26 protein-coding genes and 1 pseudogene are annotated in these 23076 nt (G+C 58.3%); 18 read left to right on the top strand and 9 right to left on the bottom strand.

Translation table 11 applies throughout. The features are described from left to right. The 7 genes from ACR3E0_RS19960 to ACR3E0_RS19930 all read left to right on the top strand — a co-directional run bounded on the left by ACR3E0_RS19960 (window position 1) and on the right by ACR3E0_RS19930 (window position 6482). The gene (locus ACR3E0_RS19960) at window positions 1-768 is read left to right on the top strand and encodes an SDR family NAD(P)-dependent oxidoreductase (RefSeq protein WP_480480855.1); all 768 of its coding nucleotides are present in this window, start codon (window positions 1-3) and stop codon (window positions 766-768) included. Further along, the gene (locus ACR3E0_RS19955; RefSeq protein WP_480480853.1) at window positions 768-1787 is read left to right on the top strand and encodes a LacI family DNA-binding transcriptional regulator; all 1020 of its coding nucleotides are present in this window, start codon (window positions 768-770) and stop codon (window positions 1785-1787) included. Before ACR3E0_RS19960 ends, ACR3E0_RS19955 begins: the two co-directional genes overlap by 1 nt. Continuing rightward, window positions 1784-2758 (top strand): nuclear transport factor 2 family protein, encoded by a 975-nt coding sequence (locus tag ACR3E0_RS19950; RefSeq protein ID WP_480480851.1) that lies wholly within the window; start codon window positions 1784-1786, stop codon window positions 2756-2758. The genes ACR3E0_RS19955 and ACR3E0_RS19950 overlap by 4 nt, the downstream gene beginning before the upstream one ends. A 150-nt stretch (window positions 2759-2908) precedes the next feature. Then, a complete protein-coding gene (locus tag ACR3E0_RS19945; protein ID WP_480480850.1) occupies window positions 2909-3871 on the top strand; it encodes a cupin domain-containing protein in 963 nt (320 codons plus the stop codon). A gap of 102 nt (window positions 3872-3973) precedes the next feature. Further along, complete coding sequence (locus ACR3E0_RS19940; RefSeq protein ID WP_480480848.1) at window positions 3974-5098, top strand: cobalamin-independent methionine synthase II family protein; 1125 nt, start codon at window positions 3974-3976, stop codon at window positions 5096-5098. After that, window positions 5095-5790: an alpha/beta fold hydrolase gene (locus ACR3E0_RS19935; protein WP_480480846.1), complete on the top strand. Its 696-nt coding sequence runs from the start codon at window positions 5095-5097 to the stop codon at window positions 5788-5790. Before ACR3E0_RS19940 ends, ACR3E0_RS19935 begins: the two co-directional genes overlap by 4 nt. Next, window positions 5787-6482 (top strand): RraA family protein, encoded by a 696-nt coding sequence (locus ACR3E0_RS19930; protein WP_480480844.1) that lies wholly within the window; start codon window positions 5787-5789, stop codon window positions 6480-6482. The genes ACR3E0_RS19935 and ACR3E0_RS19930 overlap by 4 nt, the downstream gene beginning before the upstream one ends. A gap of 326 nt (window positions 6483-6808) precedes the next feature. On the opposite strand, the gene ACR3E0_RS19925 is transcribed toward ACR3E0_RS19930, so the two are convergent. Together ACR3E0_RS19925 and ACR3E0_RS19920 are read right to left on the bottom strand one after the other, a co-directional pair. After that, window positions 6809-7888 (bottom strand): methyltetrahydrofolate cobalamin methyltransferase, encoded by a 1080-nt coding sequence (locus ACR3E0_RS19925; RefSeq protein ID WP_480480842.1) that lies wholly within the window; start codon window positions 7886-7888, stop codon window positions 6809-6811. A gap of 9 nt (window positions 7889-7897) precedes the next feature. Continuing rightward, window positions 7898-8830 (bottom strand): methylenetetrahydrofolate reductase, encoded by a 933-nt coding sequence (locus ACR3E0_RS19920; protein ID WP_480480840.1) that lies wholly within the window; start codon window positions 8828-8830, stop codon window positions 7898-7900. Between the two features lie 299 nt (window positions 8831-9129). Here ACR3E0_RS19920 and ACR3E0_RS19915 point away from each other — a divergent pair, with 299 nt between their 5' ends. The 5 genes from ACR3E0_RS19915 to ACR3E0_RS19895 are packed head-to-tail and all read left to right on the top strand — an operon-like array spanning window position 9130 to window position 14053. After that, the gene (locus ACR3E0_RS19915) at window positions 9130-10320 is read left to right on the top strand and encodes a uroporphyrinogen decarboxylase family protein (protein ID WP_480480838.1); all 1191 of its coding nucleotides are present in this window, start codon (window positions 9130-9132) and stop codon (window positions 10318-10320) included. Then, window positions 10317-11096, top strand: coding sequence for an HpcH/HpaI aldolase family protein (locus tag ACR3E0_RS19910; RefSeq protein WP_480480836.1), 780 nt, complete (start codon window positions 10317-10319; stop codon window positions 11094-11096). Before ACR3E0_RS19915 ends, ACR3E0_RS19910 begins: the two co-directional genes overlap by 4 nt. Then, entirely contained in the window at window positions 11093-12343 is a 1251-nt protein-coding gene (locus tag ACR3E0_RS19905) for an LVIVD repeat-containing protein (RefSeq protein ID WP_480480834.1), read from the top strand. Before ACR3E0_RS19910 ends, ACR3E0_RS19905 begins: the two co-directional genes overlap by 4 nt. Then, complete coding sequence (locus ACR3E0_RS19900; RefSeq protein ID WP_480480832.1) at window positions 12343-13329, top strand: hydroxyacid dehydrogenase; 987 nt, start codon at window positions 12343-12345, stop codon at window positions 13327-13329. Before ACR3E0_RS19905 ends, ACR3E0_RS19900 begins: the two co-directional genes overlap by 1 nt. Beyond that, complete coding sequence (locus ACR3E0_RS19895; RefSeq protein ID WP_480480830.1) at window positions 13319-14053, top strand: cytochrome b561 domain-containing protein; 735 nt, start codon at window positions 13319-13321, stop codon at window positions 14051-14053. Before ACR3E0_RS19900 ends, ACR3E0_RS19895 begins: the two co-directional genes overlap by 11 nt. A gap of 16 nt (window positions 14054-14069) precedes the next feature. On the opposite strand, the gene ACR3E0_RS19890 is transcribed toward ACR3E0_RS19895, so the two are convergent. Together ACR3E0_RS19890 and ACR3E0_RS19885 are read right to left on the bottom strand one after the other, a co-directional pair. Next, window positions 14070-14735: a hypothetical protein gene (locus ACR3E0_RS19890; RefSeq protein ID WP_480480828.1), complete on the bottom strand. Its 666-nt coding sequence runs from the start codon at window positions 14733-14735 to the stop codon at window positions 14070-14072. Between the two features lie 13 nt (window positions 14736-14748). Next, window positions 14749-15390, bottom strand: coding sequence for a corrinoid protein (locus ACR3E0_RS19885; RefSeq protein ID WP_480480826.1), 642 nt, complete (start codon window positions 15388-15390; stop codon window positions 14749-14751). A gap of 193 nt (window positions 15391-15583) precedes the next feature. Between ACR3E0_RS19885 and ACR3E0_RS19880 the strand changes: the two are divergent. The 3 genes and pseudogenes from ACR3E0_RS19880 to ACR3E0_RS19870 all read left to right on the top strand — a co-directional run. Then, window positions 15584-15727 (top strand): annotated as a pseudogene (locus tag ACR3E0_RS19880) (LacI family DNA-binding transcriptional regulator); the annotation flags it as partial. Window positions 15728-15754: 27 nt separating this feature from the next. Next, window positions 15755-16621: a substrate-binding domain-containing protein gene (locus ACR3E0_RS19875; protein WP_480481100.1), complete on the top strand. Its 867-nt coding sequence runs from the start codon at window positions 15755-15757 to the stop codon at window positions 16619-16621. A gap of 91 nt (window positions 16622-16712) precedes the next feature. Continuing rightward, window positions 16713-16964, top strand: a complete 252-nt coding sequence (locus ACR3E0_RS19870; protein ID WP_480480824.1) for a transposase — start codon at window positions 16713-16715, stop codon at window positions 16962-16964. 141 nt (window positions 16965-17105) lie between these two features. Here ACR3E0_RS19870 and ACR3E0_RS19865 read toward each other — a convergent pair whose 3' ends face one another. Further along, window positions 17106-17462, bottom strand: a complete 357-nt coding sequence (locus tag ACR3E0_RS19865) for a DUF488 domain-containing protein (RefSeq protein WP_480480822.1) — start codon at window positions 17460-17462, stop codon at window positions 17106-17108. 140 nt (window positions 17463-17602) lie between these two features. Between ACR3E0_RS19865 and ACR3E0_RS19860 the strand changes: the two genes are divergently transcribed. From ACR3E0_RS19860 to ACR3E0_RS19850, 3 genes are all read left to right on the top strand, one after another. Beyond that, a complete protein-coding gene (locus ACR3E0_RS19860) occupies window positions 17603-18553 on the top strand; it encodes an AraC family transcriptional regulator (protein ID WP_480480820.1) in 951 nt (316 codons plus the stop codon). A 114-nt stretch (window positions 18554-18667) separates the two neighbouring features. After that, on the top strand, window positions 18668-19036 hold the full coding sequence (locus tag ACR3E0_RS19855) for an SPW repeat domain-containing protein (RefSeq protein WP_480480818.1): 369 nt from the start codon (window positions 18668-18670) through the stop codon (window positions 19034-19036). Between the two features lie 264 nt (window positions 19037-19300). Next, complete coding sequence (locus tag ACR3E0_RS19850) at window positions 19301-19786, top strand: YHS domain-containing (seleno)protein (protein ID WP_480480816.1); 486 nt, start codon at window positions 19301-19303, stop codon at window positions 19784-19786. A gap of 279 nt (window positions 19787-20065) precedes the next feature. Here ACR3E0_RS19850 and rpsO read toward each other — a convergent pair whose 3' ends face one another. From rpsO to truB, 4 genes are all read right to left on the bottom strand, one after another. Continuing rightward, entirely contained in the window at window positions 20066-20335 is a 270-nt protein-coding gene (gene rpsO / locus ACR3E0_RS19845) for a 30S ribosomal protein S15 (RefSeq protein WP_170428415.1), read from the bottom strand. 143 nt (window positions 20336-20478) lie between these two features. Continuing rightward, window positions 20479-21498, bottom strand: coding sequence for a calcium-binding protein (locus ACR3E0_RS19840; RefSeq protein WP_480480814.1), 1020 nt, complete (start codon window positions 21496-21498; stop codon window positions 20479-20481). Window positions 21499-21593: 95 nt separating this feature from the next. After that, window positions 21594-22097: a DUF1643 domain-containing protein gene (locus tag ACR3E0_RS19835; RefSeq protein ID WP_480480812.1), complete on the bottom strand. Its 504-nt coding sequence runs from the start codon at window positions 22095-22097 to the stop codon at window positions 21594-21596. A gap of 21 nt (window positions 22098-22118) precedes the next feature. After that, entirely contained in the window at window positions 22119-23024 is a 906-nt protein-coding gene (gene truB, locus ACR3E0_RS19830) for a tRNA pseudouridine(55) synthase TruB (RefSeq protein ID WP_480480810.1), read from the bottom strand. Between the last annotated feature and the right edge of the window lie 52 nt (window positions 23025-23076).

Raw genomic sequence — 23076 nt, 5'->3', positions numbered from 1 at the left:
ATGTCACAATTCCCCACTACCCCCAGTTTCAAATTGAACGGCAAGCGCGCTCTGGTGGCCGGGGCGTCTTCGGGTATTGGCATGGCCTGTGCGGTGGCGCTGGCGGAACACGGCGCCGAGGTTACACTCGCTGCGCGCCGGACAGATGCCCTGGAAAAGATCGCCGCCGATATGACATCGCGCGGTTGGGCCACCCGTGTTCTCGAGTTGGACGTGACCGATATCGAGGCGACGGCGTCCGCAGTGGCGGACACTGGCCCTTTTGACATTCTTCTGAATTCTGCCGGGGCGGCGCGCCACAGCAAGGCCGTTGACACCAATGTCGATGACTTTGACGCGGTGATGAACATCAATGTCAAAGGCGCCTATTTTCTGACGCAGGCGGTGGCCAAGGGTCTGTTGGCCGCGGGCCGTCCCGGTTCTCTGATCAATATCTCAAGCCAGATGGGCCATGTCGGCGGGCGCGAGCGTGCTGTCTATTGCGCGTCAAAATTCGCGGTCGAGGGTTTCACCAAGGCAATGGCCTTGGAGTTCGGCCCGGCCAAAATACGCGTCAACACGATTTGTCCGACCTTTGTTCTGACCGATCTGACGCGCGCGACGTTTGAAGATCCGGATAAACGCGCCTGGATTCTGGACAAGATCAAACTGGGCCGCCCGGGTGAAATCGAAGACATCATGGGCGCGGTTGTCTATCTGGCCTCGGATGCCTCGGGGCTGGTGACGGGAACATCGATGATGGTGGATGGAGGTTGGACGGCGGATTGATGGCGGTGCAAAAGGTCACATCGATGGACGTTGCGCGACTGGCCGGTGTCAGCCAGTCCGCCGTCAGCCGCGTGTTCACTCCCGGTGCGTCCGCCTCGGCAAAAACCATCAAGAAAGTCCGCAAAGCTGCCGAGCAATTGGGATATCGTCCCAACGTTCTGGCCCGCGCGGTGGTATCGGGTAAAAGCCGGATCATCGGGCTTGTGGTCGCGTATCTGAACAATCAGTTCTATCCGGAAGCACTGGAAAAACTGACCAACACGCTGCAGGAACGCGGTTATCACGTGCTGGTGTTCATGGCGTCCAACTCGGCGCAGAATATCGACAAGGTTGTCGGGGAAATTCTGGATTTTCAAGTTGATGGGATCATTGCCGCCTCGGTCGCTCTTTCGTCGGACCTGTCTGACAGATGTCGCGCGGCGGGGGTGCCGATGGTTCTGTTCAACCGGGGGCAAGACGATCCCGCAATGTCGTCGGTCACGTCAGATAACCTTGCCGGTGGACGGAAAGTGGCCGAGTTCCTATTGGCCGCGGGGCACAAGAAAATTGGCTATATTGCCGGGTGGGAAGGTGCTTCGACACAGCGTGACCGCGAGGCGGGATTTGTCGCAGCGCTAATCGAGGCGGATGTGATGTTGCACAGCCGCGAGATCGGCAACTTTGGGACAGAAGAAGCAAAGGAAGCTGCCCGCCGAATGTTTGCCTCGGATCCACCTGACGCGGTTTTTGTTGCCAATGATCATATGGCGATTGCGGTGATGGACACGCTGCGGTTCGAACTCGGCCTGAAGATTCCCGAAGACGTTTCCGTGGTGGGATATGACGATGTCGCCGTTGCGGCCTGGCCCAGTTATGACCTGACAACGGTTCGGCAGCCTGCCAACCGCATGGTGACTGAAACCGTCGACATATTGCTCAGTAAAATCGAAGACCCGCAGATCGCGCCAAAGCAGCTTGAGATTGACGGGCCGCTGATCATTCGTGGATCAGCGCGTGTACCGGAAGGATGGACCAGATGAAGGGATTTGATCCCAAGTTCAAGGATTTCCCGGATTATATTATCGGGATCACCAAAGAGATTTGGGAGGATCGCGGCATTGCCACGCTGCACGACTACTATGCCACGGATATCGTCGTGCGCACCCCGGGGTCCGTGGTTGTCGGCAATCAGGGCGTGATTGCGGCCACCATGGCAACGTTGGCGGAGTTTCCTGATCGCACCCTGCTGGGCGAAGATGTGATTTGGTCGGGCAGTCCGGAAGAGGGGATGTTGTCCTCGCACCGCATCATCTCGACCGCGACCCATATGGGCAGTGGTGTTTATGGCAAGGCGACCGGCAAGAAACTGGTGTACCGCATTCTTGCCGACTGCCACGCGATCAACAACAAGATCGACGATGAATGGTTGATCCGGGACCAGAGCGCCATCGTGAAGCAAATGGGCTGGGACCCCAAGGACTATGCCCGTGATCTGATCGCGCGCGAGGGCGGCCCCGAGGCGTGCGTGCAGCCATACACCCCGTCAAATGATCAGCCGGGTCCCTACAACGGCACTGGCAATAACAATGAATGGGGTCGGAAATACGCTGATATTCTGACCCGGATCATGAATGCAGATATGAGCGTGGTTGAGGCGGAATATGACCGGGCGGTGCAGTCAGAGTATCCCGGCGGTACCACCGGCCACAGTTGGGGACCGGTGGATCGGTTCTGGATGGGGCTGCGGGCTTCGTTTCCGACTGCAGAGTTCAAAGTCCAGCATCAGATCGGGCGAGACGACCCGATGATGCCACCGCGCGCTGCGATCCGGTGGACTCTGCATGGCACGCATGACGGCTGGGGCGTGTTCGGCAAGCCGACTGGCGCCGAGGTCTTTGTCCTCGGCATCAGCCATGCCGAGTTTGGGCCCTGGGGTCTGCGCCGCGAATATACATTGTTCGACGAAACATCTGTCTGGAAGCAAATCCTGCTGAAAACCGGCGATCTGTAGCATGCCACATCTTATGTCAAACCTGGACGCAAGTCAGTCGATGCGGCGCTACCACGCCCATCGCGCCAGCCTGCGCGCCCAGCGACTGAATAACCGTCCTCCGGGATTTGGGGTGGAGATTTCGAAACCCCAAACAAAAGGAAGATAGACATGAGTACAATTCAAAGCCGCATCGTCCGCTATGGCGAACTTCAGCCCTGCAAAACCGCGTTCATTGACGCCCACACGCCGGGCTCGGATCAGAAAGAGAACTTTACCATCGTCGGCGGTGGCGTCTCGGAGAGCCCCGATCAACACGTCCATATTACCGACAAGATCGGATTCAACATCGGCGCGGCGGGGCAACCTCCGAAATGCCGCAACTCGCTGCACAGCCACACTACGGCCGAGGTGTTTTTTGTCGCCAAGGGCCGCTGGCGATTTTTCTGGGGTCGCCACGGCACGGCGGGCGAATTCATCGCCGAAGAAGGTGATATCTTCAACATTCCAACTGGCATCTTCCGCGGGTTTGAGAATGTCGGTCAAGACTACGGCATGATCATGTCGATCCTTGGCGGCGACGATGCGGGCGGCGGCGTGACCTGGGCGCCTCAGGTGATCGAGGATGCGCAGGCCCATGGCCTGGTTCTGGGCAACAACGGCGTCCTGTACGACAGCAAAAAAGGCGAGGAATTGCCACACAATGTGCAGCCCATGCCGCTGTTGACCGAGGAAGAACTGAAAGCATATCCCGAGGTTCCCGTTGACGCGGTGATCGGCAAATATGTCGCTCGCTATTGGGACCTGATGGCGCTGTCGGCGGACAAGCCTGCGGTGGTGATCGGTGAAAATGGCCTGATCAAGGACAGGCCCGGCTTCGAGGTTGATTTCCTGACGCGCGGCTCGGCTGTGACCGAGCCGGTCAAGGCGGACAAACCGGTGGTTTTGATGCCGGCCAGCGGCCATTGGCGCATCAAGATCGAGGAGGTCGAGACCACCCTTTCCAACGGCGATACCGCGCTGGTTCTGCCCGGTGAAAGCTACGGCGCCGAGCCGTCGATGACCGGCGCAGCGGGTCTGTACCGTATCACCGCAACCGACGATCCGGCAGGTGCGACCTGGACGGGTGCATAACGTCAAAATTGCGTGCTCCGGTGTCAAACGGGGCGCGCTCAGCGCATCCTGCGCCTGGTTTCCAGCCCGGCGCAGGATCAGGATTTGAATGGAGATGAATACATGACCCGCATTTCAACCACCCATGTGGGAAGCCTGCCGCGCAGTCAGGAGGTTGTTGACTTCATCTTCGCGCGCGAGCGGGAGGAGCCGTTCGATCAGGCCGCATTCGATGCTTGCATGACCGCTGCCGTGTCCGAGACCGTGCGCAAACAGGCCGAGGCCGGGGTCGATATCGTCTCGGACGGTGAGACCTCAAAAATCTCCTATGCCACATACGTCAAGGATCGCTATACCGGCTTTGCTGGGGACAGCCCACGCAACGCGCCGGCGGACCTCAAAATGTTCCCGGGCTTTCTGCAGCGTCTGGCGGATGACGGTGGAACGCCGCAATATGCGCGGCCCATGTGCGTGGGTGAGGTGCGCGCGAAAGGGCAGGGCGAGCTGCAGAAGGACATCGACAATCTCAAGGCTGCCATGGCTGAACACGGGGTCGAACACGGTTTTATGAACGCCGCCAGCCCTGGGGTGATTTCCCTGTTCCTGCAGAATGATTTCTACCCAACGCGCGAGGCCTATCTGGCCGCGCTCGCCGATGCGATGAAGGCAGAGTATGAGACCATCGTGGCGGCGGGTCTGGATCTTCAGCTGGATTGCCCGGATCTCGCCCTGTCGCGCCATATGCTGTTCACCGATCTATCCGACGATGAGTTCGTGAAAATCGCCGACATGCATGTCGAGGCGCTGAACCACGCGCTGCAAAACATTCCTTCTGACAAAGTGCGTGTCCATATTTGCTGGGGCAATTACGAGGGCCCGCATTGCTGTGACATCGGCATGGACAAGGTTTTTCGGACTCTGATGTCCACCAAATCCCGCTATGTTCTGTTCGAAACCTCGAACCCGCGACACGCGCATGAATGGACGGTGTTCCGTGACCGCAAGGGAGAAATTCCGGATGACAAGGTTCTGGTACCAGGCGTTGTCGATACCACGACCAATTTTGTCGAACACCCTGAACTGATCGCGCAGCGTATCGAGCGGTTTGCGAACATCGTAGGCACCGAACGTGTGATTGCCGGATCGGATTGTGGCTTTGGCACCTTTGCGGGCTTTGGTGCGGTCGACCCGGATATCGCCTATGCCAAGCTTGGCGCGCTTGCCGAAGGGGCGGCATTGGTCAAATGACACCGCTTATCCTCCTGCCCGGAATGATGTGCGATGCGCGGTTGTACACCCCGCAAATCGCTGCTTTGTCAGGCAAGCACCCAATCCTGGTCGCCCCCATTGGCGCGCACGATACGATGCGCGGTCTGGCCGCCGAGGTGCTGACTTACGCGCCCCAACGCTTTGCCCTGGCGGGGCTGTCAATGGGCGGCATCGTGGCGATGGAAATCCTGCGGCAAGCACCGGATCGTGTCGCCGGTCTGGCGCTGATGGACACCAATCCTCTGGCAGAGGTGGACGAGGTCAAGGCCAGGCGCGCGCCTCAAATCGATGCTGTTGAACGCGGCAACCTGCGCAAGGTGATGGCCGAAGAGATGAAGCCGAACTATCTGACTGACGGCCCGCACCGCGCCGCGATTCTGGATTTGTGTATGGACATGGCTATGGATCTTGGGCCGGGCGTTTTCATCAATCAGTCAAAGGCTCTGCGGGATCGCCCTGATCAGAGCAGTACACTGCGCGACTTCTCTGGCGCAGCGCTGGTTCTGTGTGGGCGCGACGATGCCCTGTGCCCCGTCTCAAGGCATGAGCTGATGCACGAGCTGATGCCGCAGAGCCGTTTGGAGGTCATAGACCAGGCCGGCCATCTGCCGACTCTGGAACAACCGCAACACACCACCGCGGCGCTGACCCGCTGGCTGGAGACGATATGAAACAATCTTTGCTGGACCTGCTGAAAAAGGTCGACACTCCGACTGTTTGCAACGCCATCGAAGTGGCGCAGGGCAAACGCGGATTCAGCGATTTTACCCGGGGCACAATGCTGTGCTCTGATCCCGGTGCGGGCGCGATGGTGGGATATGCCCGTACCGCGAAGATTGCCGCCTTGGAACCGCCGACCGAGGCACCCGACGTGATCCGCGCGCGCCGCATGGATTACTACCGGCACATGGCCGCAGGCACCGGTCCGACCGTGACCGTTGTGGAAGATACGGATTACCCCGACTGTATTGGCGCGTACTGGGGTGAGATTAACACCACGGTCCACAAGGGTTTTGGCATCAGTGGCGCGCTGACCAACGGCGTGATGCGGGACCTCGGCGACCTGCCGGACGAGTTTCCTGTCGTTGCCGGGTCTGTGGGGCCAAGCCATGGATTCGTGCATGTGAAAGAGGTTGGAACACCGGTGACAATCTTCAGCCTGTCGATCAAAGACGGAGACCTTGTGCATGCCGACCGGCACGGCGCTCTGGTGATCCCGCCCGAGGTGGTGGGGGGGCTTGAACAGGCGATCATCAAGCTGCTTGAAACCGAAAAACTGATCCTGGATCCCGCGCGCGCACCAGGGTTCGATTTCGACGCTTTTGAAGAAGCGTGGGCAGCGTTCGAAGCCTCGCGGACTTAGGGGCAGAGGACGGCCAAACGGGAAAAAGCGACCGTTTGAGGCGCGACATCCTGGATGCGGCTTCGCTCCCTTGGGCTGCAAAGTCAAACGCGTGGGCACCATAAAGCTCATCGACCGGCGTCAAGATGTCTGAGCTGATTGCGGTTGGTCATGCCACGTGTTGGCACATCAGTTCGGGAAGCGCGTAGAGTTTACGGTGCCTTACGGATCTATGGCTGCCAGCCTCTGGTATTACATATCCGCTTGCATTCGCCGGTAACAAAGCCGCGCAATTTTGTCTGGGCTTGGGCAATGATCTCCAACATCGCGTGCAGCGCAACATCCAATCATTCGAGGACGTCGCCATTTTCGGTTGTCAGGCGCCGTCTTCTTCTTGCGCCACCAGCCTTTTCTTTCCTGATGGCCGGTTTTGGGGGTTTGTTGAACTGTATCCAGGCCCCCCCGTGGGCGTCGTTGTCCATCATTAGGTTCGCTGCCCGGATCGCCTCCATTTCCTGACCGGCGCGAGGCTTTGTGGAGCCAAGCCCGGTGACCTTGGCCAAAGCTTCAGGGTCAATGTCGTCGGGTACAATAATCCCCAACCCGGCAAGTTCTGCGCGCTTTTCAGCAAGTTTCTTGGGACCAACCGCCAATGCGACCGGGTTCATGATGGCGCTGGTCATACCGGTTGCAATCGCCATGGGCAGAAACGCATTGTTGATTCCGTGGCGGTTGGGCAACCCGAAGGAGATATTCGACGCACCGCAGGTGGTGTTCACCCCAAGCTCCTGGCGTAGCCGCCGCACCAGTGAAAAGACCTGGACGCCCGCGCTTGCCACGGCGCCGATCGGCATAACCAGTGGGTCCACGACGATGTCACGGGCCGGAATGCCGAAATCGGCTGCCCGCTGGACAATCTTTTGCGCAACATCAAACCGAACGTCGGGATCCTCGGAGATCCCGGTGTCATCGTTCGAGATCGCGACAACAGGCACGTTGTATTTCTTGACCAGGGGCAGGATCGCCTCGAGCCGTTCCTCTTCACCTGTAACCGAGTTCAGTAGGGGGCGCCCGTCGCAAGCCGCCAGCCCCGCCTCCAATGCGCCGGGCACCGATGAATCGATACATAGAGGGACATCCACCAGACCCTGCACCAGTTCGATCAACCTGGTCATGAGGGGTGGTTCGGTCTCGTTTGGATTGGGGTTGGAATTGAAAACAACGCCCGCGTTGACGTCGAGCATGCTCGCCCCTGCCGCGACCTGCGCCAATGCGTCTTTTTCGACAGTGGAAAAATCGCCCGCCTCAAGCTCGGCGGCCAGTTTCTTGCGACCGGTCGGATTGATCCGCTCGCCAATCACGCAGAACGGTTCATCAAACCCGATGACCGTGGTTTTGGTTTTGCTTTCGACGATAGTTCGGGTCATGTGATACTCTTATTGCCGGTTGGCCGGGATGGCCGAGGCACCGCCTGTTTCGATAGCCCAATCGGCATTGGCCTTGATGCCGCCAAGCGGGAAGAAGTGAACTTTTTCAATGTTGAAACCGGGATGCGCGGCCTTGTGCGCGGCAAGATCCGAGATGAATTCGTCGGGGGTGAAGGGTAGCAGCAGTTTGGTCACGTCCTTGGCGCGTTTCTGCAGCACCTTGAGCGAGGCCCCGACACCGCAGGCGATCGAAAACTTGATCAGCGTTTGCAACTTGGCCGGGCCCGCAACACCGATATGCACGGGGATGTCGATACCTGCCGTGACCAGACTGTCTGCCCAATCAATGACCGGCGCGGCTTCGAAGCAGAATTGTGTGGCCAGCGCCATTTTCGCGTCAGTGCGCTGTTGGAACGCCTGTTTCCAGCCGAGCGCTGCCATCACGTTCCTGCGCGATCCGTCCCGGTCGATATCCTTGTTGCCTTCCGGGTGCCCGGCGACGTGCAACCGCTTGAACCCTGCCTTGTCGAACAGGCCGGTCTCCATCAGTTGCATCGAATTGTGGAAATCGCCGTGCGGCCTGTCGAGGCCACCGGCGAGCAACAGCGCCTGATCTGCGCCGGCCTCTCCCTGATACTGTGCGATCCAGTCGCCGAGCGTCGCCTTATCCTTAATGATACGGGCCGGGAAGTGCGGCATGACCGAATAGCCTTGGTTCGCCAGTTTTTTTGCCGTCGCCACCATGTCTGCGACCGGGGTGCCTTCGATATGGGCGATGTAGACGCGCGTACCCCTAGGTAGGAGATCGCGGAAATCTGCGATCTTCGCGGCCGTGCGTGGCATCACCTCGATCGAATAACCATCGAGCAAGGCAACAATTTCGGGTTTTGCTGGCCCGGGATCTGCGGGTGCAGGGGGCCTGCTGAATTTCAATAGTGCCATCAACGCCTCCTCGGCGACGTGTTCATCTATTTGCGTTGACCTGATTCTCTGTCAAAGGTGGCTTTTCTTATCATTTCTGAATGCGCAGTCAAATATGTTAATACACTATACGTCCAAAAAATCTAATATTATTGAGAAAATATACAATAGACTTTGAGGATTGGTTGAGATATGGAGAAAAATATGAATGCGCAGTCTTTTTGTCTGCGCAATGCTACAGACCACAATGGCGGCCGTGTCCGCCGGAACGAAAAGGTGCCGATATGGCAATGACGCCCAGGGAAAATTTTAAGGCTGCGATGACCCGGACCGGACCGGAATGGGTGCCGTTGGACATGGGCAAGCACATCGGCTCCGTCCACAAGACTCATTACGCCGAGCTTGCAGCCGCCCTGCCTGATCTTGATTTGCAGGATGGCGGTCAGATACTTGATCGAATGGCGCAGACCGTGGTGCCGGACGAGGCGCTGTTGCAGCACTTTAATGTCGATTTCCGCTGGCTGGTGCCCAACTGGGTTCAAGTCACCGAGCGCGACGATCTGCAGGACGGCGGCTATGTTGACATGTGGGGTGTGCCCTACAAGGGCGCTCATGGCGATCACTACGCCGTCGACACGCTGGCCAAAGCGCCGTTGACGGATTGCGAAACCGCCGAGGATGTCCTGAACGCGGACTGCTGGCCGGACCCAGAAGACCCTGGCCAGTTCGCAGGTCTGCGCCAGCGAGCGAAACACCTGCATGAAACCACTGGCTATGTGCTGGGCGCTGACGCGATCAAGGCAGGCCCTTTGATGTCAGCCCTGCAAATGCGCGGCTATGAGCAATTCTTCATGGATCTCGTGATCAATCCCGACCTGTCGGACGCTGTTTTGGGGAAAATCACCGATATCCTGTGCCGGATGTGGACGCGGTACATGGATGAGGTGGGCGAATACATTGACATCGCTTACGTCACTGACGACCTTGGCAGCCAGACGTCGCTGCTGATCTCTCCCAAAGTCTACCGCAAACGCATCAAGCCGTTTCACACGCGGTTGCACCAGCATATCAAGAAGGCTGGCAACTGCTATCTGATGATGCATACGGACGGCGCGGTGCTGCCGTTGATTGAGGATTTGATCGAGACCGGGGCCGATATCCTGAACCCGGTGCAGACCTCGACCTCGGGCATGGAGGACACGTCGGCCATCAAGGAGAAATTCGGGGATCGGCTGGCTTTTCACGGCGCGATGGACGTGCAGCAGATGATGCCCGGTGCGACCCATGACGAGCTGCGCTGGGAGGTCGCCCGGCGGCTGAAGGATCTTGGCAACGATGGTGGCTATATCATCGCGCCCTGCCACAACATCGGCCATGATATCCCGGTCGAAAACACGCTGAAATTCTTTGAACTGGTGCGCGAGATGGGACGATATCCGCTAAACGTGGATGAGGCGCTGACACCGGAGGCATCCTATTTCGAACGGTTGAAGCGGGAGGGCGGTGAATGACCCCGAACGCGCGCTTCAAGGCGCGGCTGACCGCGCGCGAGCCGCTGATCGGCTGCTTCGTGAAGACCCCTCATCCGACCGTCGTCGAGGTTCTAGGCGCGGGGCCGCTGGATTTCCTGATCCTGGACGGCGAACATTCTCCGTTCGACCGCACCGCGATCGATGTGTGCATGTTAGCAGCGCGTGCAGCGGACTGCCCGGTTCTGGTTCGGGTTCCGGATGACAATGCGTCAACGATACTTGGCGTACTCGACAGCGGCGCTGCCGGGGTCGTGGTGCCGCATGTGACCAGCGTCGATCAGGCCCGCGCCCTGGCCAGGGCAGTGCATTACGTCCCGGGCGGTCGCGGCATTGCCGGGACCACGCGCGCCGGCGGCTACGGTGCGCTTGGGCTTGGTGAACATCGCAGGCGCGCGGGCGACGAGGTTTCGCTGGTCTGTCAGATCGAGGACCGCGAAGGCGTCGATTGCTTCCGCGACATTGCGGAAGTGCCTGATGTTGACGCCCTGTTCGTCGGTCGCGCCGACCTGAGCGTTTCCTATGGCCACGATAGTTTCAGTTCACCGGAGATCAACGGCATCTGCGCCAAAATACTGGGCGCAAGAGGTGCGGCGACAGGGCTTTATTGTGCTCCGGGCGAGGTCATCAGCACCTGGCAGTCAAGCGGCGCCAGTTTTTTCGTGACCGGCTCGGACCACACTTTTTTGCAGCTGGGTGCCAAGGCGCTTAAGGCCGGTTTTTCAACCGGAACCACAATGACAGGAGACAGGCCATGACGGACCTTCTGACCCCCGATCACGCAAGCAATATGCGCATTCTTGGGCATTCAGATCAGGGCGGGCGCGCTGACGGCATTCAGATCATGGTGTCCGGCGGCTATGCCTATGTCGGGCATGTCTTCAACAACGGTTTTTCCGTCATGGACGTGCGCGATCCGAAAAACCCCAGATTCGTGAAACACATTCCCCAGCCCGAAGGCACCTGGAGCCAGCATTTGCAGACGCATGGCGACATCCTGATCGTCAACAATATGTGCGACATGCTGAAGGTCGAAACCTCGGGCGCATTCGATCCAGGCGAGTACTACAAGGGCTCTGTGGCGGATAAGGTCGACATAGCAGGGGAAAAGCCCTGGTCGGCGGGCATGCGCATCTATGACATATCTGACCGCGCCAACCCGCGCGAAATCGCCTTTCTCGACGTGCCCGGACTGGGCGTGCACCGGGTGTTCTGGGACGGCGGCGACTGGGCTTATATTTCCGCCCTGCCGCCCGGGTTTTCTGACGACATCTTCATGATCGTCGATTTCCGCAATCCCGAAAAGCCGGAAGTTGTCAGCAAGCTGTGGCGTGAAGGCATGCATACCGCCGGCGGCGAAGTGCCCTGGTGGGATCCGAAATACCGCTATGCCTTGCACCACGCGATTATCAAGGGCGATCTGGGAGCCGCGGCCTGGCGTGACGGTGGCATGTCGCTGATCGACGTGTCGGACCGTTACAAACCGAAGTTCATCAGCCACGACAACCCGTGCCCGCCCTTCGCCGGACACACCCACAACACTCTGCCTCTGCCTGGTCGCGGGTTGTTGTTCGTGGTCGAAGAAAGCCAGGCCGACAATTGCGAGGACGGGATCAAGCGAAATTGGGTCTATGACATTTCAGTTCCGGAAAACCCGGTAACCATCGCAACGACCCTGCCCCCGAACGAGGCGGACTATAAGAACAAGGGCGGCCAGTTTGGCCCGCATAACGTCCATGAGAACCGCTCGGAAGGTTTCCAGAGCGAAGAGCTGATGTTCGTAAGCTATCAAAACGCTGGTCTGCGAGTTTACGATATCTCGAACCCATTCCGTCCGGAAGAAGTCGCTGCTTGTGTCCCTCCGGCACCGAAAAAGCTGATGGACTACCGGCCGAACCGGCCTCTGGTGGTGGATACCACCGATGTCTATGTCGATAAACAAGGCCTCATCTATACGACCGACATGAATGCCGGTCTGTATATCATGGAGATGGATGCTCTCTGATGGCCAAGCTCGTCATTTCCGGAAAGATTCATCCCGACGGTATGGCCCTTCTGCACGCCGAGCCGGGGCTGGAGATCCAGGCATTTCCCGATCCGGATAAACCGGTCCCGATGGACAGCCTCGCCACCGCAGATGCGCTGCTGATCCGTTACGGCGTCATAACCGCCGAGCAGGTGGACCAAATGCCCAATCTGCGCGTCGTTTCCCGCCACGGAGTGGGCTGTGACAACCTGCCCACCGCCGAGCTGGCGGCGCGCGGGGTGCCTGTGACCATCGTCGGTCCCGTCAATGCGGTCTCGGTTGCCGAACAGGTCATAGGCATGATGCTGGCGCTGACAAAGCAGCTGGTGCCGGGAGACGCGGCCGTGCGCGACGGCAACTGGAACTTTCGCAACGGCATCACCATGAGCGAGCTGGCCGGCAAAACCCTTCTGTTGCTGGGCTTCGGGCGGATCGGGCGGGAAGTCGCGCGGCGCGCCGCCGCGTTCGACATGCAGGTCAAGGTGTTCGATCCGTTTGTATCTGCCGAGGTGATCATAGAGGCCGGATATCAGCCTGTGACCGATTGGCGGGCCGAATTGTTGGGCGCGGATTTCCTCAGCCTGCATTTACCGGCCACGCCTGAAACATCGGGGCTAGTTGGCCGGGCCGAATTGGCATTGATGAAGCCCACAGCAATCATCATCAACGCCGCCCGTGGTAGCCTGATCGATGAAAACGCTCTTTATGACGCGCTGAACGGCCCAATGGCCCGGGGTGGCGCGGGCCTGGACTGCCTTGCGGTTGAACCGCCTGCGCCCGATCTGCCGCTGTTGTCCCTGCCCAACGTCGTCTTCAGTCCGCATTCGGCAGCGCTGAGCGCCGAAGCGGTTCAGAAAATGGGCACGGTATCCGCCCGCAACGTGATCGACGGGTTGAACCGACGCCTGAACCCCGACCTAGTGGCCAATCTGCGTCACCTGACAGAGGCCGGCCATGAGCTATGATATCCCGGAGCAAGGCTACCTGCCGTTTCTCTCTGAACCGATTCAGATTCATTGGGAAAACCATGCGCTCCTGATGTTTGGCATCTGGTTCGTGATGGTGCCGTTTTCGGTGATGCTGCTACGGTTCGGCAAGATCAGGCCTCGTACCTATGGCATCCCCCGTGGCACCCATAAGTGGGCCTGGCCGGAATTTCCCTGGTCGCTGCATAAGAATCTGCTTTATGCAATGATCGCACTGGCGGTGGCCGGCGTCGGGTTTGCCATGGTTCTGACGGGGGGATTTTCTGGCACGCTTCATGCCTGGTTTGGCATTGCGACCGTGCTGTTGGGCGTGCTGCAAGGAGTATCGGCGTGGTTTCGCGGTAGCCACGGAGGCCGCAAAGATCCCGGGGCGGACCCCGAAGATCGCGCCACCTGGGGCGGGGACCATTTTGATATGAAGCCGCAACGGTGGTGGTTCGAGGCGTATCACAAGACCGCCGGCTATTTCGCGCTGTTCTGCGCCGGGGGCGCGGTTGCCACCGGGCTATCACAATTCTGGCTGCCCGGTATCGCTGTTGCTTTTGCAGTGATCGTATTTTCGGTATTGGTGCTGGCGGTCCTTTTTCAGGGGCTGGGCTTAAAGCACGACACCTATCAGTCGGTTTATGGCAGCCACCCCGACCACCCGTTCAACCAGCGGCGCTACGGTCAAATGTTTCGAGAAAAGGGCGAAAAGACCTGACCAAATACCCGGGCCATCAACGGGCAGGGGCGTGCAGCGCAAGGCCCAACAGCGAATTCAACGGCGTGAAACATCCTGTGTCAGTGACCTGCACACCGGGATTGAATTCGTCGAACACCGTAAGAAGCGCCTGAACGCGGGCTGGATCCCAAGCCCGGCGCTGACCGCATTGCGCGCTGGCCAGCACAGGGACGCGGCGCAATCGGCCCGCAGGCGCACGGTCTTTCATGGAACGATGTGCCTCGCGCCCCAACGCAAACAGAACCTCATTGCCAAGGTCGGACTGCACATGATGTGCGCCATAATCACCGCCAAGCCATTCGAAAGCCTGCGGCTGTGCATAATTCAGCGTCAACAAGTAGGCGGTGACGTGCGCTCCCTGTGCCACGTCCCGCGTAATGCCTGCGTCATCTAGCGTAACTCGATCTGCCACGCGCACGCCGTCTGGCACCAGTCGAGTGCTGACCGGCATGAACAGAGCCTCGGGGCGCGCAAGCGCAGCGATGCAGTCGGCCGCCTGATCCATCCAATGCAGCAGCGCACCGGTTCGCTTGCCACCCTTGGTCAGCACATGGCTGTAGTGCGCCTGCCGCTGCAAACGCGGTAGCGCGACTTCCAAAAGGTCAGCCACCGGCAACAAGAGCCGGGTTTCCGCAGCTGTTGCGACGCAGTCAAAACTCATGGGAAGTGTCCACTCAGGCTGGCATGCCAAGCGCACGCTTCACCGCCTTGACGGCACCAGGTGCGTCTTCGCCAAACGCATCCGCGCCGATCTTGTCGGCATAGTCCTGGGTAATGACCGCACCGCCAATAACAACCTTGGCGTTGTTGGAAACTTCGCGCAGGTGGTTAACAACGCTTATCATCTGCGGTTTCGTCGTGGTCAGAAGCGCACTGAGGCAAACAACCTGGTTGCCGCGTTCCACTGCCTTGGCAAAGTCTTCATCCGGCACGTCAACGCCAAGGTCTTCCACTTCAAATCCAGCGCCTTTCAGCATCATGACAACAAGGTTCTTGCCAATGTCATGCAGGTCGCCCTTGACGCTGCCGATGCAGACTCGTGCCACTGGTTCGTGGTCGCTTTCGGCCAGTATTGGCTCGATAATGTCAATACCCCCCTGCATCGCGCGCGCCGCAACCAGCATCTCGGGAACAAATACCTCACCGGCGGAGAACTGTTCGCCGACCTCGGCCATTGCCGGGATCATCGCGTCATTCAGCAGCGCACCCAGGTCTTCACCTGAGTCACGGGCCTTGGTCACCAATTCGACTACGGCTTCGCGATCTCCTTCGCAGATGGCGTCGAACAGCTCGTCCTTTTCGTCTTCGGTCAGCATCGCATGAGTCTTTCGATCTGGTTTTGAATGCGCATTCAATATCATGCACAATTCCAGCCAGTCAACGACCAAATCGATGAATTCTGCCGCGATACCGACGGCAAACCTGACAGCTCGCCGGTTTTCAAATGCAACACGGTGATGTAAAACCACAGGTGATCACGGGCAGCGACCAACGGGGTGCCAGCGCAAAATGTCAAAAAGATCAGTTACATCCTACGACGTCGCAAAGATCGCGGGTGTCTCGCAATCTGCAGTATCACGCGCCTTCTCACCGGGCGCATCAATCGCTGAAAAGACAAGGAAAAAAATTCTGAATGCGGCTCGGGATTTGGGGTACCAACCGAATGCAATTGCAAGAAGCATGTCTACTGCACGAAAGGACTTTCCCCAAAGGTCGGGTATGGTCGGGGTGATCGTAACCCGGCTTCAGGACCCGTTCTTTGCCAACACGATCGCGCATTTCAGTCGCTTTTTGCAGGCCCGTGGCTGGCATATGTTGCTGTTCACTGTTGATAGCCAGGCAGAAGTGGACAGTGCGTTGAATGCGCTCATGCAATACAAGATTGACGGCGTGATCATCCTGTCTGCGATCCTCAGTGATCAAATGGCCAGAGCATGCGATGCGCAGGGCATTCCGGTCATGCTCTACAACCGCAGCGCAAAAGACCTGAGCGTGAGTTCAGTTGAGATTGACAACTACGAGGGCGGGTGCCTGGCCGCTGAAATTTTGCGTGAGGCAGGCCACGACAGGATCGCCTTCGTCGGCGGTGATGTCGGCGACGAAACCTCGAAGGAGCGGCAAGCCGGATTTACAGATCGTCTGGCGAAAGACGGTTTGACGCCGTTCCAACTCGAAAGCGGGGACTACACCTTTGTCGGCGGGCGCGAGGCGGGGTTGCGCCTTTTGGCACGGCAAGAGCGCCCGGACGCGGTTTTCTGTGCCAGTGACGTGATGGCCCTCGGCGTCTTGCATGCCGCCCGGTTCGAGCTTGGCCTGCAGGTTCCACAGGACTTTTCGCTGATCGGTTTTGACGACATCCCATCCGCCGCTTGGCCAGGTCACATGTTAACCACGATCCGCCAACCCATTCGCCGCATGATTCAGGAATCTGTCACCCTTCTGATTGAACGAATGGAAAACCCCGAGCTTGCGCCCAAGGTCAGCCGGTTCCCGGGAAGTTTGATCTTAAGAGACTCCGCAAAAAATACCGGTCATCGGGTGGCGTGACCGACGCTTAGCGCTCGTTTTGAAAGACGATGTTGCACGGATCGGATTCTCAGCTTAGCTCTGCTGCGTTCCTTTTCGTGAATTGTCGTGGATGCCATACAAGTTCAATCATGCCTGCCGCGACAAGTTTTTCGGGGCGAAGTATCGTGTCACCAACTGCGTGGGATACAATGAAGGGCTCCGGCGTCGAGGTGATGCGACGATCTGGGTTTCTGAAGATGTTGTGGAGAACTGGGTTTCGCCACGCCGCAGGACACATGGCAGTCAGGCGCGCAACTCTGATCTGGCAGTCGAAATCCGGCTCACACTAAGGGTCGTGTTTTGGCTTGCACTCAGACATTAACGATCAAGAGATGAGCGGCAGGTTTGTTCGCGGAGCCGTTGTTTGAGTCCAAAACTGGCCTTCCGCGCCGCCGCAGGTCTGCTGTGAGCCAAATGACCATGTTATTGTGTCGCAGCTTATGTCGGCTTTTGTTGACCTTGATCAGTTTTGTTCGCGCCGAAGAACTTCCAGGAGGATGAGCGCGTGGTTGTGACGATCATCTTTCGCAGCGTAGAGAAGAGTGACAGCGCCCGTCAAACCCCTCTCCTTCAACTCACTGACACAGGCGGCTTGTACAGCCCCTTTCAGTTCACTGAGATATTGTAGTTTAAATTCCAGCCACCGCTTTGGATCATGGCCGAACCATACACGCAACTCAGAGCTTGGGGTGACATCCTTCATCCAAGCATCAAGTTTGGCGGCTTCTTTGGAGACTCCGCGCGGCCAAATTCGATCAACGAGCACGCGGTGGCCATCATCCGCTGATGGAGACTCATAGATTCGCTTTATCTGGATCATCGGCTTCAATTTCTATGCTGATCGCGTGTCCCACCACAATACCAGGAACCCACCGTACTACGGTATAGCTGTGCGTTCTAAAAACTGTGCAGGTCGTTCACAGCCCTGTACATTCGCAACTAACGGCTTAGACAGAAGGAATGCTTGATCTTCTAAGCCACATACTGACCAGCCTGTCCATGCGCGGGACGCTCTACTTCCGTACATCGTTCACCAAACCCTGGGGTGTCGCTGTACCGAGTTACGAGAACGTGGCCCGATTTCACTTTGCGCATCGCGGTAGCTGCCTTGTGCGCGTCGAGGGCACCGACACGGTTGTAGATCTGGCGCAGGGTGATCTAGTTATCATTCCGCATGGGGCGTCGCATTCGCTCTATTGTGGTCACGAGCCCGAGAAGACCGTCCTGCCGCTTGACGCCGTTTTGGAAAAATCGGGCTACGATGGGTCAGGCGTACTGGTTTTTGGTGGTGACGAGCCGCAGAGCGAAACGCAGCTTGTTTGCGGGCATTTTTCATTCAACCCAAGCTCAAAGCACATTCTGCTGGATCGCCTGCCACCGTATATCCATCTGAAAAACTACGGTGAAAGCGCCGGTCGCTGGATGGAGGCCACACTTCGTATGATTGGCGAAGAGGCCGGTGGGACAAAACTGGGTGGAGACCTGATCGCACTGAAAATGTCAGAAGCGATATTGGCGCAGGCCATCCGTAGCTTCATTGATGGTGACGAGGCCACCGAATGGGGTTTGGGTGCGTTTTCGGACAAGAACCTGAGCCGTGCACTTGACGCGTTTCACAAATCTCCGACTGACAGTTGGACTGTGGAAACACTTGCACAGGCCGCAGGGATGTCACGCACCAGCTTTGCGGTGCAGTTTCAGAAAACGATGAGCATGACGCCTATGGACTACGTCACGAGATGGCGCATGGAACTTGCCAAGAAAGTTCTGCAAGAGCCTGGTGCCTCTCTCGCAGAAGCCGCTGAAAATGCAGGATATGCCTCTGACTCGTCGTTCACTCGGGTTTTCAAAAAAGAGACCGGAATGACGCCGGCAAAGTTCCGAAAATCGCAAAATATCGTTCGTTCGTAACTCTGAACGATCTGCGCATAATTCCAAACTTGTGGACATGGTTTGACCCCTGTCGAAGGCCTAATTTGGCCTCATCAATGCTGCGCCGCAGTTTAAAAAAATAGGAAAACTACCATGTCTCTACGCTTTGTCACCAAAACCATCCACGCCTATCTCGACTATCCTGTCGCGATTGGCCTCATTGCCATGCCATTTATCTTCGGGCTGGGCGCAGAAAACCCACTGGCGCTTTGGCTCTCGGTTGCCACCGGGGTCGCCGCCTTCGGGCTAACGGTCCTGACGGATCATCACCTCGGTATCATTCGAGTGCTGCCGTACAGTTTGCACCTCACGGTCGACTTTCTTGTCGGTGTGACCTTTGTCGTCGCACCATTCGTGCTCGGCTTCACAGGCCTTGATTTCTGGTACTACGCACTGCTTGGCGGGACGGTCCTCATGGTTGTTGGACTACATCAACCAGAGGACGCAGCGTTGAGCGCTTGAAACACAGTGACGTTGACAGGGGTCGCAGACTTGATGCGGCCCCTTTCGCGTTTCAAGACATGGCTACTCGTCCCAGCCCACGGTGCTGTTTCTATGAGCGAGTAGTTCGCCCTGTCACACAATGATCTGATCGTTCGAAATTCAGCACTATCTGTTCAAAGAAATGGCCCAATAGTTGATTGATAGTTCTCTGAGGATAATCTTTTTTGGCACGAGATGAGTGCCCGGCAGTCGGGCCTCGCAGTCGAAAAAAGGAAACTCCAAATGATCAAGAAACTCGCAATCGCCTCCGCTCTTTTGACCGGTCTCGCTCTCAGCGGCACAGCAGCCATGGCAGCTGACGAATACAACGTATCGCGTGGAATTACCGCTGCCGGTGCGCCTTTGGGCCTGCATGGGGTGGATCCGGTTGAGTTCATCGCAACTGCGAACCCGGTTGAGGGCTCCGCTGCATTCACCGCCGTCCATGATGACGTGGCTTACTACTTCACCTCAGAAACCAACATGAAAGCCTTTGAGGCAAATCCTGCGGCGTACCTGCCCCAGAACGGTGGTTACTGCACCTTCGGTGTTTCCGTAGGTAAAAAGTTCGACGGTGACCCCGAGTTCCACGCCGTCATCGACGACAAGCTCTACGTGTTCCTGAATCGCACAATCTTTGATGAATTCAACAAAGACCGCGCGGGCACGATCTCAAAAGCCGAAAACCAGTGGCAAGACATCCGCAGCACAGCTGTCTCCGATCTCTGAAGCTGTTGAATTTGAAAAAGCATCGGGGCGGCAATTCAAGTCGCCCCTTCTGCCAAGAAAAGCAGACCTTCAGGAATTTTCCGTAAGGGTACGCTTTGTCCCGCCAAAGCAGTTGTCGAAGTCGCCTGGCGCCACAAATGCAGAAGATGCTTTCTTGTTCTTGCGTCCTCCATAGGACGGTTTGGCGGAAGGGCCGGCAAAAGAACGCCCGCCAATTTGGCGGGCGTACAATTCATAGGACTGGGGTCTCAGGACCTGTACAATTTGTATAAATCGTTCTTAGCGGCGGATGCCCAACTTTTTGATCAGGTCCTGGTAACGCGCTTCTTCCTTGCCCTTCAGGTAGTCCAGCAGCTTGCGGCGCTGGGCAACCATCTTCAGCAGACCGCGACGACCGTGGTTGTCTTTCTTGTGGGTCTTGAAGTGCTCGGTCAGGGTGTTGATGCGCGAGGTCAGGATTGCAACCTGGACTTCAGGCGAACCGGTGTCGCCGTCCTTGGTTGCGAATTCTTTCATGACGCGTGTTTTTTCAGCGGCGGTAATCGACATCGGGGTCTCCTTTAAAGGTTAGAGTGAATGGCGCAGGCCGGGATGTCGTCCAGCACAGGCCCATGGAGAAAACCGCACCGATTCCGGTACGGATGGGCGCGTATAGGCGCTTTTGGAGTGAATGGCAAAGGGATTCTGCGGGGTCAGCCCAACTGCTCGAACTGGGCCAGTTCAGCCTCGGTGATCAGCCGGATGTCCTCGATCGTGATGCCGTGCGCACCGTAAAGATGCGCGACCTCCAGACCGTTGATCAGGACCTTCGTCAGGCCCGCATTCTGATCATCGGGTTCAATTTCGATTTCCGGGTCTGTCTGGTCTTCCCACGTGATCAGCAACTTATCCTCACCGGGCTGAAAGCCCATGACCGTGACTTCCTCGGCGCCCTCGTCGGTGTTCAACAGGATGTCATCTGCGCCGTCGCCGCCAGTCACCACATCGCCGCTTCCTGCCAGTAAAGTATCATCTCCGGTACCACCGTTCAGAAAGTCACGCTCGGGCGGGCCGTCTTCGGTGCCGATCAGGACATCGTCGCCGTCACCGCCGAACATAACGTCTTCGCCCTCGCCTCCGGACAGGGTATCCGCGCCAAATCCGCCATGCAGTGCATCATCGCCAGCGCCGCCGATCAGCGTGTCATCGCCCTGACCGCCATATAGGTCATCCTGGCCCTCGCCGCCATCCAGGGTATCGGCCCCAAAGTGGCCATACAGGGCGTCATCGCCGGCTTCTCCGGACAGGAGATCCTGGCCCGCCTCACCGTGCAGAACGTCGTCACCCGGTCCGCCTGACATCACGTCGGCCCCATCACCCCCATGCAGGACGTCATTCCCTAAACCGCCTTGAATGCAGTCATTTCCGGCGTAGCCGTTGATCTGATCGTTGCCGTCCTGTCCCGTCAGAGTATCCGAACCGTCGCCCCCGGCAATGACAAGGTCACCTTCGAACTCTGACAGCACTGTGCCCGTGGCGGATTCGGTGGCCTGAACAACCTCGACTTCGTCGACATTTTCGCCGATTTCCAGAAACTCGCCGTCTGACGCGTCCACCTTTGGATCATTTTCTGGTGTGTCGTCTTGTTCCTCATCCTCAGAGACAAACAAATCGCTCATCGCGTAGGCCGCGCCACCGACAGCGGCCAGTCCAAGCAATCCGGCCAGAAACATGGGTCACCTCCGATAGCATCATGCCTCGAGCGTGAAATATCCCATGTGATCAGCCACTTGGTCAAAGCGAAGCTGAGGGCGTGGTTAACCCTTTGTCACCACGGTTCCGGCTGCTGCGTGTATGCGATGTAGAGGGGATGTTTGGGATGGCCCTCTTTGGTCAGCCCAAGATGAAACAGGGGATGACCGGTGCCACGCAACAGGTGTTCGACGGCAGGGCCACGGTCCAGATGCGCACCATGGGTGCCCCAGGCCGCTATGACTTGATCGGCCCAGTCGACGCCGCTCAAGATGGCCCTGTCATTCTCAGGCCCCACGGGATCGGTGGCCGCCCGCATCTTGCGCGGATCGGTATCGCGCCATGCAAAGATGTTGGTCACCTGAAACGCCCCGAATCCAAGCGCCCGTGCCCGGCGTTCGCAGCGTTCAACGGTAGGATCATTCTGCACCTCGGTCGCAGTCGACGGGTTCAGCATTACAAACAGAGCCTTGCGGCCAGCCGGATCCCAGATTCGGGTCAGGCTGTAGCGGTAGTGCTCACAATCGGAGTAGACGGCGGTGGAGGGCGCGTCGCCCTTGGTGTGGGACCGGGTAATCATGATCCCCGCCTAGCATGCGGATCAGGAAACGAACACCCGGTTGGGATGCAACTCGCCGGATTTGTAGACGCCCACCGCCACGGCCTTGCCATCCAGCGAGGCCCAGGCTTCGTCTCCGTATTCAACGTCTGAGGCCAGCACCATGCCCGGATTGCCGTTGCGCAGACGGGTGGCGCCTTCGGGGGTGCATTTCAGTTCGGGCAGGTCCGCGAGGCCGGTTTCCAGCGGGTGCAGATACTCGTCCAGCGCGGTGGTCTTGGCCAACTCGTCGATCTGTTCGATGGACAACCCGTCCTCGGCCTCAAACGGGCCCGACCAGATGCGGCGCAGTTCCTTAACGTGGCCGTGGCATCCAAGGGCTTCGCCCAAGTCGCGGGCGATGGAGCGGACATAGCCGCCTTTACCGCAGGTCATTTCCAGCACCACGTGGTCCGCGTCGGGACGGTCGACCAGAACCAACTCCTCGACCCACAAGGGGCGGGCGGCCAGTTCCACATCCTTGCCATCACGGGCAAGTTTGTACGCGCGCTGGCCATCGATCTTGACGGCCGAGAATTTGGGAGGGACCTGCATGATCTCACCCAGAAACGAGGTCAGAGCCTGCTTGATCGCGTCGTCCGAAGGGCGAGTATCACTTGTCGCGATTACCTCACCTTCGGCATCGTCGGTGTTGGTGGCCTGCCCGAGACGCACGGTGAAGGTATAGGCCTTCAGCGCATCGGTAATATAGGGAACGGTTTTGGTCGCCTCACCCAGCGCCACGGCCAGAACGCCCGTCGCTTCCGGGTCCAGCGTGCCGGCATGGCCCGCTTTTTTCGCGCCCATCGCCCAACGCACCTTGTTGACCACAGCGGTCGATGTCATGCCTGCGGGCTTGTCGATCACCAGCCAGCCGGAAATGTCGCGACCCTTGCGTTTGCGTCCCATCTTGCACCTAGAATCTTGCCGAGGCGCGCGACCTAGCGGATCACTCTGTCGC

The organism is Ruegeria sp. AJ12 (assembly GCF_056536245.1).
The sequence above is the reverse complement of the archived record's forward strand: the minus strand, read 5'-3'. Positions and strand labels throughout refer to the sequence as shown.